This is a genomic window from Bradyrhizobium sp. RDI18, assembly GCF_043203335.1.
Lineage (GTDB): Bacteria > Pseudomonadota > Alphaproteobacteria > Rhizobiales > Xanthobacteraceae > Bradyrhizobium > Bradyrhizobium retamae.
Genome location: NZ_JBICRN010000008.1, coordinates 6,943,399 through 6,957,047, shown reverse-complemented (window position 1 = coordinate 6,957,047; position 13,649 = coordinate 6,943,399). Strand labels below are relative to the sequence as shown.

10 protein-coding genes and 3 pseudogenes are annotated in these 13,649 nt (G+C 60.0%); 5 read left to right on the top strand and 8 right to left on the bottom strand.

What is annotated here, in order from left to right:
* Positions 1-93: 93 nt before the first annotated feature.
* Positions 94-1,297: pseudogene (locus ACFXS9_RS42585) on the top strand (DNA topoisomerase IB).
* Positions 1,298-1,833: 536 nt separating this feature from the next.
* Here ACFXS9_RS42585 and ACFXS9_RS42580 read toward each other — a convergent pair.
* Positions 1,834-2,211: a PRC-barrel domain-containing protein gene (locus ACFXS9_RS42580; protein WP_171580195.1), complete on the bottom strand. Its 378-nt coding sequence runs from the start codon at positions 2,209-2,211 to the stop codon at positions 1,834-1,836.
* A 569-nt stretch (positions 2,212-2,780) separates the two neighbouring features.
* On the opposite strand from ACFXS9_RS42580, the gene ACFXS9_RS42575 reads away from it, so the two are divergent.
* Complete coding sequence (locus ACFXS9_RS42575; protein ID WP_392699577.1) at positions 2,781-3,314, top strand: group 1 truncated hemoglobin; 534 nt, start codon at positions 2,781-2,783, stop codon at positions 3,312-3,314.
* A gap of 400 nt (positions 3,315-3,714) precedes the next feature.
* Here ACFXS9_RS42575 and ACFXS9_RS42570 read toward each other — a convergent pair whose 3' ends face one another.
* The gene (locus ACFXS9_RS42570) at positions 3,715-4,737 is read right to left on the bottom strand and encodes a GTP cyclohydrolase II (RefSeq protein WP_392699575.1); all 1,023 of its coding nucleotides are present in this window, start codon (positions 4,735-4,737) and stop codon (positions 3,715-3,717) included.
* Positions 4,738-4,993: 256 nt separating this feature from the next.
* Between ACFXS9_RS42570 and ACFXS9_RS42565 the strand changes: the two genes are divergently transcribed.
* Positions 4,994-5,815, top strand: coding sequence for a RibD family protein (locus ACFXS9_RS42565; protein ID WP_392699573.1), 822 nt, complete (start codon positions 4,994-4,996; stop codon positions 5,813-5,815).
* A 129-nt stretch (positions 5,816-5,944) separates the two neighbouring features.
* Here the strand turns inward: ACFXS9_RS42565 and ACFXS9_RS42560 are convergent, their stop codons facing one another.
* From ACFXS9_RS42560 to ACFXS9_RS42545, 4 genes are all read right to left on the bottom strand, one after another.
* Positions 5,945-6,346 carry a 6-pyruvoyl tetrahydropterin synthase family protein gene (locus ACFXS9_RS42560; RefSeq protein ID WP_392699571.1) on the bottom strand — a complete coding sequence of 134 codons (402 nt, stop codon included), beginning with the start codon at positions 6,344-6,346 and terminating at the stop codon, positions 5,945-5,947.
* A gap of 9 nt (positions 6,347-6,355) precedes the next feature.
* Entirely contained in the window at positions 6,356-7,264 is a 909-nt protein-coding gene (locus ACFXS9_RS42555) for a zinc-binding alcohol dehydrogenase (protein WP_392699569.1), read from the bottom strand.
* A 227-nt stretch (positions 7,265-7,491) separates the two neighbouring features.
* A complete protein-coding gene (locus ACFXS9_RS42550; protein ID WP_392699567.1) occupies positions 7,492-8,439 on the bottom strand; it encodes a glycosyltransferase family 4 protein in 948 nt (315 codons plus the stop codon).
* Positions 8,440-8,654: 215 nt separating this feature from the next.
* Positions 8,655-9,515 carry a class I SAM-dependent methyltransferase gene (locus ACFXS9_RS42545; RefSeq protein WP_392700313.1) on the bottom strand — a complete coding sequence of 287 codons (861 nt, stop codon included), beginning with the start codon at positions 9,513-9,515 and terminating at the stop codon, positions 8,655-8,657.
* Between the two features lie 319 nt (positions 9,516-9,834).
* On the opposite strand from ACFXS9_RS42545, the gene ACFXS9_RS42540 reads away from it, so the two are divergent.
* Both ACFXS9_RS42540 and ACFXS9_RS42535 read left to right on the top strand, forming a co-directional pair.
* A complete protein-coding gene (locus ACFXS9_RS42540; protein ID WP_392699566.1) occupies positions 9,835-10,785 on the top strand; it encodes an EamA family transporter in 951 nt (316 codons plus the stop codon).
* 347 nt (positions 10,786-11,132) lie between these two features.
* Positions 11,133-11,353 (top strand): annotated as a pseudogene (locus ACFXS9_RS42535) (DUF892 family protein); the annotation flags it as partial.
* 89 nt (positions 11,354-11,442) lie between these two features.
* On the opposite strand, the pseudogene ACFXS9_RS42530 reads toward ACFXS9_RS42535, so the two are convergent.
* Together ACFXS9_RS42530 and ACFXS9_RS42525 are read right to left on the bottom strand one after the other, a co-directional pair.
* A pseudogene (locus ACFXS9_RS42530) lies at positions 11,443-12,296 on the bottom strand (SDR family oxidoreductase).
* A 226-nt stretch (positions 12,297-12,522) separates the two neighbouring features.
* Complete coding sequence (locus ACFXS9_RS42525) at positions 12,523-13,620, bottom strand: glycosyltransferase family 4 protein (protein WP_392699564.1); 1,098 nt, start codon at positions 13,618-13,620, stop codon at positions 12,523-12,525.
* Positions 13,621-13,649: the final 29 nt, after the last annotated feature.

Below are 13,649 nucleotides of genomic sequence, written 5' to 3'. Positions count from 1 at the left end.
CAAAGGGTGGCGTTGTCTGACAGCTTATGCCCCTCAGGGAACCCCTTTCATCAGAAAGGTTCATTTGGAGGCAGGATAGGAGGCGGTGTGTCGCTGGTCGAGCCACCGAATAGCGCGCAGGCGATCGTCGACCCGCGGGATGCCGCCGAATCTGCGGGCCTGAGTTATGTTTCCGACGAACGGCCCGGTATTCGGCGCAAGAAGGCGGGGACGGGATTCAGTTACGCACGACCCGACGGCTCGAGGCTCGAGCCTGACGCGCTGAAGCGGATACGAGCACTCGCGATCCCGCCCGCCTGGACTGACGTGTGGATCTGCCCGTTTCCGGATGGCCACATCCAAGCAACCGGGCGTGACGCAAAGGGTCGCAAGCAATATCGCTACCATGCGCGCTTCCGCGAGGTGCGGGGAAAGCACGAAATACGAGCATGTGGTCGCATTTGCAGACGCCCTGCCTTCCATTCGGGAAACAGTACGCGAGCACATGGCATTGCGCGGTCTGCCGCGCGAAAAAGTTATGGCAACCGTCGTACATCTCTTGGAGACCACGTTGATACGTGTAGGGAATGACGATTACGCCAGGCAGAACAACAGCTATGGCCTGACCACGTTGAAGAACCGGCACGTGGCCATCGAGGGAAACGAGGTCCGTTTCCGATTCACTGGTAAAGGCGGCAAACAATGGTCGCTGCACGTACGAGACCGGCGGCTCGCCAAGATCATTAGGGCCTGTCAGGAGCTCCCCGGGCAGGAGCTCCTTCAGTACATCGATGAACAAGGCAATTGCCAGAATGTCACATCGACCGACGTGAATGAGTATCTCAAGGCAATTACCGGTAAAGACATTACGGCAAAGGATTTCCGAACCTGGGCGGGGACGGTGCTGGCGGCCATGGCCTTGAGCGAACTTGAGAGCTTCGACAGTGCCGCTCAGGCCAAGCGCAATCTTCGCAGCGCGATCGAAAAAGTCTCCGCACGGCTCGGCAATACGCCGACGATCTGCAGGAAGTGCTACATCCATCCGGAGGTGCTGAACGTCTACATGGACGGAAACGTTGTCCTCGAGACCAAGTTACAAGCCGAGAGCGAGCTTCGGAGCGCTGTCGAAAATCTGAAGCCGGAGGAAGCCGCCGTGCTCGCGTTACTGCGCGCCCGGCTCGCCAAAGTAGCCGAGCAGCCGAAGAGCGCCGATCCCAAAGTGTTGTCTGGCAGGCGGGAGGCACTCCACAACCACGGGCCACGCGCCATGCCGAAGATCGAGAGCAAGAGCGGCGATGCATGCAAAGCCTTCCGTTGAAGAACCCCAACCGTCTTTCCTCCTCAAGCCGCCGACCCAGCGAGCGAAGAAAATGGCGACCGTCCCTGATTGCCGTTGCGCCCAGGGCGGCGGAACATGTGGGAAGCCGCTGACCGGCTAATTCGAAGCCCTGCCCTGTGTTAGCAGCCGGAGCGGGCGATGGGCCAAGGGACTCGTCCGGCAGGAATGATCTCGATGCTGATGATGAAGAACGAACGGCGGCCGGCCCTCCAGACGCTACGCGGCTAGGCAATCTCGGTGGTGCAGGAGACGGGCGCGCGAGGAGCACGGACCATGCAGATCCGCATTCCCGCGAGATGGCGCTCATCGTCGCGTGCCAGGATCGGCCCTCTGGCGTTTCACCGAACGAAGCTCTTGTACCGGTCAAGGACGTCCTTGACTCGATTGGCGATACACGCCCGGCGGGTCTGCCCGATTGGGGCTAGGCTACTTCCCGCTTCTCAGCGATTCCCCGGGGCCGGTCGACCAGTTCTTCAACGACTCAATTGGCAACTGGGAATGAGCGCTGCCTAGCGTTATAGGCCACCGCGCCCCTCCCAGTACGTAGGCATCCCGTAGTACCGGTGGGTACGCGTTTCCCAGTCTCTATCCTGCCAGGAGTCATCACTGAACTCGGGCGCATCCTTCAGCTGTTGCTCGGTGATACTGGTTCGAAAACCACCGAGCGACGTATCATATGTTAGAGCGCCCCACGGGATGGGGTAATGGCTGTGGCCTAACCCAACAAATCCGCCAAAGCTCATGACGGCATAGGCCACGCGACCTGACACCTTGTCGATAATGAGGTGATCAATCTCACCGATGTTCTTTCCATCTGCCCCATAAACCTCGGTTCCATGAATGTCTTCGCTTGAGATGCATTGATGATCCGGATGGGCTGTAGCGCGGGCCATGGCTTCCTCCCTCAGTGGGTTTTGGCGACTTAACTCGGCCACTACGTGGTCGTTCCTAGCGCTCCGAAGGACATTTACAACGAAAGCGCCCGCCGTAGCGCTCATCACCGATCTATCGTCGCCGACACTGACTCTAACAACCTCCAGCCCGCAGTAGTCGCAGCAATAATAGGTGCCATCCCTTTTCAAGGCCGTACGGCACGGACCAGCCGGGGGCGGCCTGACGTTCGTGAGAGTATAACGGACCTGCTGTTCAAGCAGGGACACTTCCGAATTTGGACCAATGCAGACGTTCTCGAACGTTTCGCCATTGCGTCCTGCAGTCCTCTGGGTGAGACACTCCTCCAGTTTTTGACGGGAACCTTTTCCTTTCAATACCATCCAAGGTGGGCAGCGAGGCACAAGCGCCAAGCGACAGGTTCAGCGACTGCGGATGAACCCGTTGGCACCGGACAATACCGAGTTCGTGCGGCGCGCACGCGGCGCGAGATGGGAATGCCTTCGAACATAACCAAGGAGGACAACCAATGGTACGGGACCTTTCGAATTCCGTCACAAGACGAAGCTGCTTGGTCGCTGGTCTGGCGCTGAGCGCCGCCCCAGTCGCTTTAGCGGGGGCTGATAACGCCTACGCGCAAGCAAAGCAAACCACGAAGGAACCCACGTCTGAGAAAAGTCTGTATGATCGGCTTGGGGGCGCATTCGCCATCGCGGCGGTGATCGATCACTTCAGCGACGCCGTCGTGAAGAATCCCATCGTCGGCCAGAAGTCCAAGAACCCGCAACTGCGGGAATGGCACACCAAGAACCTAAATAGGTTACCCGGTCTCAAGTTCATGCGGACGCTGTGGGTCTGCAACGTTTCCGGTGGGCCTTTCCAGTTCACCGCCACCAAGCCCGGCAAGACGCCTGTTGGCCTAGAGGAGGCCCACCGGAATCTCAGGATCTCTCCGGCCGAATTCGATGAGGTCGCAGCCGAACTTGGACGGACGCTGGACTTCGCGAAGGTCCCCCGACGCGAGAAGGCTGAGGTACTGACAGCCTTCGCCGCCCACAAGGACGAGGTCACGGCCGGCTACGTCGCGGCCGCTAAGCGCGGCTGAAGCTGCCGTGCTGCTCAGTCCATGCGGTCCCGCCCAGCCAGAGCTGGGCGGGAAGTGTTGCTGCGCCCGACGAGATGACCGGAATGCAGCGAAATTCTTGACCCTTTGCACGTAGTCATGTTGAGTCTTCGGCGCGAACTTGCGGATCGTCATGTCTTCGATCATGCGCCGGCGCAACGGGCTCATTGCCTCGTCGGTCATGGGATGCTCCTGTCTTGGGTGAAGGTCGCGAACCCCTCATCTCAAGACCGGCCCCCCCGTTGCGCTATCGCCTGGGCTCCGCTGCCAGCCGTGTGCCCTACCGCGCGAGCGGTTTAGTCCGTTGACCCATCCGCGACATGCAGACAGCCGCTCTCTCGATTATGCAGACAGCCGCTCTCTCGATTACCTCGTCAGCCGGTCAATCTCCGCGCTCAATCCGGCGGTCCGGCTGGAGATCGCCCCTGAGATGGTGACCGGAGCGTACCGCCTTCGTCGTTAGGTACCGCTTGTTGTGGGGGGTGACCGGCGCTTCCAGCGCGACGCGGGCAGCGATCTCGATTCCGGCTTTTGTGAGCCCATCGAGCTTGGCTGGATTGTTGGTGAGCAGGACGATCCGCGTGCAATTCAGGGTTCGTAGCATCAGCGCAGCAACGCCATAGTCGCGCTCGTCGTCTTCGAAGCCGAGCGTCGTGTTGGCATCACGCGTGTCGAGCCCGCCGTCCTGCAGTCGATAGGCTCTCATCTTGTTCGCAAGGCCGATACCGCGGCCTTCCTGCGCCATATAGAGAATGACGCCGCCGCCGAGGCTTTCTAGATGAGCGAGGGCCAGCCGAACCTGGTCGCCACAGTCGCATCGCCTCGAGCCGAACACGTCTCCGGTCAAGCATGCCGAATGAAGCCGAACCGGCACCGGTTGGGTAAAATCTGGCTTTCCAACTATGATGGCGACCTGGTCCACGCCGAGAGCATCCCGAAACACGACAAAGCGCGCCGTTCTGCCCGACGCCAGTGGAATCGTTGCTTCGCTCGCGAGCGCAAGAGTATTTGTCGCGTCCGCGGCAAACCGATTGACCGCGTCCGCTTCGACCGTAGCGATCAACTGCATCAGGTCGTCGTCGAGATTCGGCAGCACGTCCGCTACGAGAGCCGCCGGAAGGCTGCGGCTCAATTTAGCGAGCCGGATTGCCGCCATGGCGGCATGACTTGCAGCCTCCGCCGTTCCTGCAAAATGCCCCTCGTTTTTGGCGCTGGCAGCGAGGTTGAAGATGGTGCTCACGCCGACTGCTCGGGAAAGTGGTAACGCCATTGCGGTCGATGTCTTGATGCCGATCGAGCGCGCTCGCTGTTGCGTGACGACGAGTTTCGGCGCGTTCGGACTGCACAGGACCGCAAAATCATCCAGGCGTTGTTCGTCAAGCCCGTCGACGGGCAACGCGAGCAAGGATTCGCCAGATGCGCTAATACGAATCGGTCTTCGCGCCTGCAGCTCGCTTAATGCGCGGCTGACATTGAGGCATTCCTTGTTGCCAAGCAGGGCTGAATTTGCAGACGAATGCGCGGCGCTCATTCGCGGGTGACCTTCTTTATCGGGCGCGTTCGTAGAACACGGAAAGTCCTGACTCATTCCGCTAGGAATCAGATGGATTTTTGCGGCCGAGTGGTCGATAGTAGCGTTGATCGTTCACAGGTTCCGAATTTTGATCTCTGCCGTGCAGTTTGGCAAATTACGCACCCGTGAATTCGCGTCTCCTGATGCATGGGAGAGCTTTGTCCAGCGTTTTCGTAGAGGGCAGCAGCCCCTTCCTCGAGCCTGGGCGGATCTGTTTGGTCCGTTGCGCAACGGGGAAGTGGACGATCTCATGATCGTAGGGCAAGTCGGCCAATCGCTCGATGGACGCATCGCGACGGCTACTGGCCATTCAAAATATATCAATTGCCCGGCTGGCATTGAGCACCTTCACCGGCTGCGTGCGCTCGTCGACATTGTCGTCGTTGGCGTTCGCACTGCCGTCGCTGACGACCCGCAATTGACGGTCAGACAAGTAGCTGGCCCTCAGCCGGCGCGTGCCGTGATTGATCCAAGAGGCCGCCTCGGGGCCAATGCGAGATTGTTCGCCGATGATGGCGTTCGCCGACTGCTAATCACGGCAGAGGGCACACGTTGTACGCCGCGTCCCGGGGTTGAAGTTGTGACCTTGCCGGCCGAACATGGAAGTATAGCTCCGTCCACCATCGTAGCCTCGCTGACGCGGGCAGGTATGCGTCGCATGCTGATCGAGGGCGGCGCTGACACTGTTTCGCGCTTTATCGCGGCCCGATGTCTCGATCGCCTACACGTAACTGTCTCACCCGTCATGTTGGGCGCCGGAGGTCCTGGCATCCAGTTGCCGCCGCTCGAGCGGGCCGATCAGGCCCACCGTATGCCCGTGCGCGTGCACATGATCGAGGATGATGTTCTGTTTGATTGCGACCTCTCAGCTCAACGCGTGGCACTCGGTGTGCCAAAGAAGTCGACGTGAACTACGCGCACCGCTGAAACGGTTTTGCTGATTGCGGCATTTCGTCTGACCAGCCAGCGGTGGATTTCGGGCGTGATAGCGGTTCGATCTCGCACACGAAGCTGTCGGGGCACGGCGAAGACGACGTAATCACCACAAGGGCGCCTCGTACTGCGCGCGGGCGACGTGTGACTCCGAGAGTGTGATGCGCAGCGCCTTGAGCTCCCGGCCGGGACGCCCGAGTTCGCCAGCTCGGGTCGGCTTCGCCAGCCCGTCGAAAATATACTTGGACAGAAATTCCGTAGTGGTGTTGGTGCCCTTGAACTCGGGTATGTCGTCGAGATTGCGGTAGTTAAGTGGCACCAGCACCACCTTAAGCGCATTGTGGGCGCGGCCGATGTCGATGACAATTCCATTGTTATCGAGGGTATCCGCGATGAAGGCTGCATCGACCACGAAGGTCGCCCCGTGCAACGTCTGCGCGGGTCCGAAAACCGCGCCCCGGAAAGAATGAGCGATCATGATGTGATCGCGAACTTCGACGGTGAACAAGGCGGCTCCTTACGAGTAAACGACGGGTTGACAGAGTATGCCGGTCTTGGCGTCGAGAATTCCCGGAAGTCGATGCGGCAAATCGCCAAACGCAACCACCGGTGCCAGCAATGCGTCGAGCCGTTGATCGTTGAGCAGTGCGACGGCGGACGTAAGACGGCGGACGCACGTCCAGCGCGGACGGTGCGATGGGGCAACGCGCCCGACCTGGCTCGATATCAGCCGAAGCCGGCGGCTATGGAAGGAGCCGCCAAGCATCGCGGTCACTGCCGCGTCACCATACCAACTCATCTCGAGCACAGTAGCCTCGTCTCCGCCCAGTTCGAGCGCCGTCCGTAGTCCATCCGGCGAACCGCTGGCGTGAACGATGAGGTCGCAGTCACCCCTTGCTTTCCCGGGTTCAGCGAAACTAACCCCGAGCGTTCCTGCTAATTTCGCCCGGCCTGGATTGATATCGACAAGCGTGACGTCCGTACCAGGAATCCGCCCGCACAGATACGCGACGAGAGAACCTACTACGCCAGCCCCTATGACAGCGATGCGGTCGGCTGGTGCAGGTGCAGCGTCCCACACGCCGTTGAGCGCGGTTTCCATGTTGGCCGCCAGCACCGCGCGTCGCGGCGGCACGTCCTCCGGAAGCGCGACCGCTGCGCTCGCAGGGATGTTGAAAGCGGTCTGGTGTGGGAAGAGCGCGAAGACGTTCTTACCCTGCAAGCCGCCTTCGCCGCCCTCGACTCTTCCGACGGCGGCGTAGCCGTACTTGACGGGAAAGGGAAAATCACCCGCCATGAACGGCGCGCGCATCCTCTCGAATTCGCTGACGGGAACGCGCCCGCCAAACACGAGTGATTCAGTGCCCCGACTGATTGCGCTATAGATGGTTTTCACGCGTACTTCGCCCGCGCCGGGCGGAGCCATCTCTTCCCGGCGAATTTCGACCTGTCCGGGACCACGATACCATAGGGCCGAAGCGATATCGGCATTCGCACTAACAGCCATTTTCTAAGATCTCAAACTGGAATTCTCGGCGGCTTGACAAGCGATAGTCTGCACCGCCCGCCGGCGAATGAGAAGCCATAACCCTCCTTGCTACTGCGACGTGCGCGCGCTCACCGAGCAAGCTGGATCTACGTGCTTCCAACTCATTAGCCGATCGTCTCGATTGCGCTGGCAAACAGTCGGGCGGAATCTTGCCAAGTGGGCAGCTGAGCCGCTGCCGCGCGAGCATTAGTGGCAAGCCGCCGTCGTTCAGTCGGATCGCCGATCAGACGGCGCAGTGCCTGCGCCAATGCGATCGTATCCTCCGGAGGCACCAGCAGGCTGGCCTCTGCCGGCACTGTTTCTGGGATTGCGCCCGCCGTGGTAGACACGATTGGAAGCCCGTGCCCGATCGCTTCGGCGAGCGCCATCCCATACCCTTCGAAACGCGACGCGAGAACAAATATGTCGGATGCCAAATAGAGTTCGATGATTCGCTCAGCCGGCACGGCGCCGAGCACCGCGACGCTGTTGCCGAGGCCGGAGGCCTGGATGTCGGCGTCAAGCTGCGCGGCGGCGGCCGGGTTGCGGGTCCGGTCACCCGCGATCGTCAGCCGCCATGGCATGTCGGTAAGTGTGACCAGAGCAGCAATCAGCAGATCGTATCCTTTGCCCGGCACCACCGAACCAATCGAGAGAAGCCGGACGACGCCATCGTTGCTGCCGGGCGCTGACGGAACAGGATCATTACCCGGTCGGACCACGCTGACGCGCTGAGCCGGGACGTCGTAATCAGCGATCACGATCCGGGCGGTTGCCTCACTCGTGACCACGACGTGCGCGGCAGCAGCGAGCGCAGCGCGCTCGCTTTCGCGGAATACGTCTGCCTGCGTTCTGTCTAGACCGGAGTGCAGAGCAAGCGGTTGGTGCACCAGCGCGATGAGCGGTGTGCGGGATTGAGCGCGCCGGCCTCGGGCAGCGCCCCGAACGCAAGCCCATCCAGGACCATCGGACAGCCGGCCGGCACCGTGGACAGTATCGCCAGCGCGGTCGCGCGCTGCGCGATGCTCGGGAATGGAAAGCTGTCGCCTATGTTGACGACATTGACGTGCCAACCGAGCCGCCGAAGCTCCTGGATGATCCGTAGATCATAGCGATAACCTCCAGTCGGCGTGGCAAGATCACCCGGCACGGCGAACGCAAGGTGCGGTTCATTGCATGGAGACGTGCGCACGGTGCGGATCCAGCGATGGTTGCGCCAAGTGAGACGGATTTGCGTGAGCCGCAAGCTCAACAATATACCTCCCCATGACGGCTATTCCTTTCACTGCTAGGTAGGTTTCGCCTCTTTCCAGGCGCACAGCGAGAGGCCGCCGCGAAAGGAATCTAATCGAGCGTGCCGCCCGATGACATCAAGCATTGTGAGCAGTAGCGCAACGAGGGCGGGCACGTCCCCTTTGGGAACGAACGTCCAGGGACCAGAGCGACTGCAGCGAAACCCCGCTTGGTCCAGCAGCACGGAAAATTCTTCGCGAGTCAGTGTTCGGTCACTGGAAAGGTGCTTGGTGCCAAACCCCAACACAGGTGCTATCGTTCGATACCAAACGTAATCGGCATCCGGTGTCAGGCAGAAAAAACGGCCACCAATCTTCAGCACCCTGTAGACGCTGGCCAACACCGCTCGCTTGTCCAGCATATGCTCGAAGGCACCGATACAAATCGCCAGATCGACCGACTGGTCCGGGATTGCGTTCAGCTCCTCGGCGTTGCCCACCTCAAACGTAAGGTTGGCACAGGCTGAGTTCCGAAGACGAGCGCGCGCCAATGCGATCATGCCCGGCGAGACATCGATCCCGATGCCACGAGCTACTTCAGGGGCAAGGGCGAACAGGTGATGGCCGTTGCCGCAACCGAGGTCCAGCACCACATCAGAGGGCCGGATTCGAGCCAAGTTTCGCACAAGCGCGATTCGGTATTCGAGCAGTCGTTGCGGATCACCGTGCTGCTCAGGAGATCCTGTTGATGCACATCGATCAAAGAAGGACCTGATATCCGCGGTGTTGCATGAGGGCGTGGTCCTGACACCGCGAAACGTTGACCAAGGCCTTCGTCCTTTGGTGCCAAGCGTCTGTTCCCGCAGTGGGCGGCCTGCGAGATCGGCAGGACTAATCGAATTCCGCTTCTGTATCATCGGCATGGCAGCTACCGACTCTAGACGACAAAACAATTTAATTGCTTCGCTTAGGTTCCCCGGATCGAGGTGGGGCGCGCCGCATTTGCCTCTCGTTCGGAACCTGGCGCGTCGATGCGATCGGTTTGCAGAGTCGCTACCCAGCCCGAGTTTTCGCAGACGCTGAATGCCAGGCCGCATCGCCTGGCAGGGCAGCAAATGCTAGGCTTGAGAGTCCGGAAAAGGAATAGGATCAACATCGCAGAATTCTTGGGGTTCGGTTCTGACGCGGTAGAACGCACGAGTGGGCCGTCAATCGGGATCAGCCACAGTCTCCGCCATGGCAGAACTGAAGGCAATTTCTGGCGGAGTGTCGATTATGAGTTGGTTTTTCATCGCCCTGTGTGCGCCATTCCTACTTGCTTGCGCCAATCACAACGACAAGTTTTTGCTGTCGAGATACCTCGAGCAGAAAAGTATCGGATCGATTGTCATACTCTCTTCGCTGTTCAGCGGCGTGGTGATCCCGATCTTGTTGTTCATTCAGCCGGACGTGGACGACGTCAGCGTCGTTCAAGGAACTGCGCTTGTAGCGACCGGGGTGTCGAGCGTCTTCGCCGGTGTTTGCTATCTCTACGCACTCGACATCGATGAGGCATCTTTCGTCACACCTTTTTATCAGACGGTGCCCATCTTTGCTTACTTCCTCGGCTATTTTATCCTCGGTGAAACGATCACGCTTGCTCAAGGATTGGGTTCGTTCGTTATTATTGTTGGTGCGCTTGCATTGTCGTTTGAGTCTGGTCGGCGGGGAATGCGGTTCAAGCGAAACGTTGTGGCACTGATGTTGGGGGCTTCTTTCTTGAGTGCGGTCAATGGCGTCATTTTCAAGCTGATCGCCGTGGACAAGGGTTTTTGGGTTTCGCTTTCCTGGGGATTCGTCGGCCAAACGATGACCGGTTTGGCTTTCCTGGTCATCGTTCCAAGTTACCGCAGAGATTTTCTCGACCTATTCCAGCAATCGAAAGTCGCCGCTGTTGGCCTCATCGCACTGAGCAAAACATTGTTCAGTGTCAGCGAAGCCGTCACGCTTTACGCGACTCTCCTGGCGCCCGTCGCATTGGTTCTTCTCGTGAACTCGTTCCAGCCACTTTTCGTCTTTGCATTCGGTATCTTGTTGACCCTGTTTTTCCCTCGCGTGGCCAAGGAATCGCTAGATCGCACGAAGATGCTACAAAAGGGCTTGGGAATTTGCCTCATGCTCGTCGGTGGTTACATGATCAGCAGATAAACATCTGACCGAGCTAACGAAGCCACTTTTAGCGGCGCACGAGTCCGGTATCGACTCCATCGTGACGGGCGCGCTGCTCGCGTCCGGACCTGGCACCTTTGAGACATGCCAGCCTATCCTGAGACTGTACGTTCACCGGGGTAGCCCGGAAGTCGCCGTGATGCGGCCAAACCGACGCGAATGATCCCAATGTCTGGTCCGGCCGCGCGTTGCAAGAGGTTTCGTCAACCTGGCAGATGCGGTCTTGCATCAATGTATCCGGCCTCTGATTGGAGCGTGTGGTGCTCCGAGCCATCATGGACATCAGCGTGCAAGCGAGCTGATTAGCGGACAGGCCTCGAATGGACGCGGGCGAATCGAAGGACAGGGCCGTACTTGATCTGCGATCGTCGCCGCCGCTTGGGCCGTCGATCACTATGAGAGCTGCCGATATGGGACGTTGATAACCTAGGACGAGGAACTCGGCCATGACGAGATCGTGCGTTTCCTGACCACTAACCTCAATGAGGAAAAGGCGGCGAACACGAAGCTCAATACCATCGCGTTTCGGAAGGGCGTCAACAATCAAGGCGTCGAACGCCGCTTGACTCAGCACGGGTGCCGGTCCGGGGAGAATGGGGACTTGGCACGCCTCAAGGAACCGGCGGGACGCCTTTTTTACAGGAAGGGCTTACCGCCGGTGACGGCAATCGTCGCGCCGGATACGTAGCTTGAAAGATCGGCCAGCATGACATAAGCGGTCGCCAGTTCGACGGGCTGACCGGGACGCTTCATCGGGACCTGTTTGCCGAAGTTCTTTACGGAGTCCCCAGGCAAGGTGGATGTGATGAGCGGCGTCCAGATCGGCCCCGGAGCAACCGCATTGGCACGAATGCCCTTCTCGCCAGAAGCTGCGCCAGTCCGGCCGTAAAATTGTGGATCGCGCCCTTGGTCGTTGCATAGGCCAGAAGCGTCGGGTTGGGGACATCCGAATTGATCGACGCCGTGTTGATGATGCAGCTACCCGGCTTCATGTGGCTTATCGCGGCCTTGGTAAGATAGAACATCGCGTGGATGTTCACCTTAAACGTCAGTTCCCATTCCTCGTCACTAATGTTGTCGATCGAGTTGAAGCTCGCCTGATGCGCCGCGTTGTTGACGAGGATATCTATACCGCCCAGCTCCGATACGGCCTTCGCGATGACGGCGCGGCATTGACTGGAGGTCTGTAGATCGCCGGGAAGCAGGACGGCCTTTCTGCCGGCTTCCGTCACCAGCCGCTCGGTCTCCCGGGCATCGTCGTGCTCGTCGAGATAGGAGATCAAGACGTCAGCTCCCTCTCTGGCGTAGGCGATGGCAACCGCGCGGCCGATCCCGCTGTCGCCGCCGGTGATGACGGCCTTCTTGCCGTTGAGGCGACCGCTGCCCTTGTAGGACGTTTCGCCATGATCCGGCGCCGGCTTCATCGCGGCAGTCTTGCCGGGCATCGGCTGGTGTTGGTTTGGAAACGGAGGGCGGGGAAAATTCAGCATGGCTGCCCCTCTCTCTGATCGCAATTGCCTTCCAACCCCCGTTTTGCAGATTGGTTCCTGCACCGAAGCAGGCGAACGGCGCGCGGACCTCGCGTATCCTCAAGTCGTTGATGGACTACCGCGACGGTTTCGTGATTCTGCCGGACGTCAGAGCGACATGGCCGTTTTTGCTTCCGCGGGGCCGGAATGGTCGGCACGCACGCGGAGACTAGCGGCCGCTTGCCTGTTACGGGGCCGGACGGCGATCGGGCACTGAGGGAACCAAGGCGGGCCTGATGCCGGGATGAACTTCGCTCACATCAGGATGAATCAGTGCCTTGTAGTGGCGAAGATATTCTTCCGCCATGCGCCTGGCGGTGAACCTCTTCTCGAAATGCCCGCGCACCTGGCTTCGATCGAGTTCGGCGAGCCTTCCGATCGCTTCGACCGCTTCTGTTTCATCGGCTACGACAAACCCGGTAATGCCGTTGTCGATGACTTCGGGCACCGAGCCTGACCTGAACGCGATGACGGGCGTGCCGCACGCCATGGCCTCGATCATGACGAGCCCGAACGGCTCCGGCCAATCGATGGGAAACAACAGCGCCGCAGCGCCTGCCAGAAATTGCCGCTTCGCGTCATCATTGACCTCACCGGTGAGCTGCACCTGCTCGCCATCGATCTGCGGCTCGAGCTGTTCCTTGAAGTAGCTTCTGTCGCCGCGCGGGACCTTTGCGGCGATACGAAGCGGCATTCTGGCAGCGCGCGCGATCCGGATGGCGGCTTCCGGTCCTTTCTCCGCCGTCAGCCGGCCCAGGAAGGCAAGGTAGGAGCCGGCCTCGAACGAAGGTCGAAACAGGTCGGCCGGCAAGCCATGGTAAATGGTGCCGATCCAGTTGGCCTCGCTTAGGGGAACGCGCTGATTGTCCGATATCGAAACGAACGGCGCGTCGGGAAAGCTGCGGACCACGTCCGGAAAGCCAGGCAAGTCCATGCGCCCGTGGCAGGTGGTTAGAAACGGAACGCCGAGCCGGCTCAGGAGTGGCAGGTGCAGCCAATCGATATGCGCGTGAATGATATCGAATTCGGTCGCATTGCGGGCTACCGCTTCCAATAACGCCGTCTGGGCAACCATCGGGTCGGTCCGCGGGCGGCCAAGGCGAAGCGCCCGAGGCCAAACCGCTTGAAGCCGGGCGGACGTTGCCGAGTCCCCGCTGGCAAACAATGTCACCTCATGTCCGAGGCTCACCAGCTCATCGATCAGCCACGCCACCACGCGCTCGGTGCCGCCGTAAAGCTTGGGAGGGACGCTTTCGGCCAGAGGCGCTATCTGGGCAATCCGCATGGGCCTTTCTACCATCGAGATCGAACCGA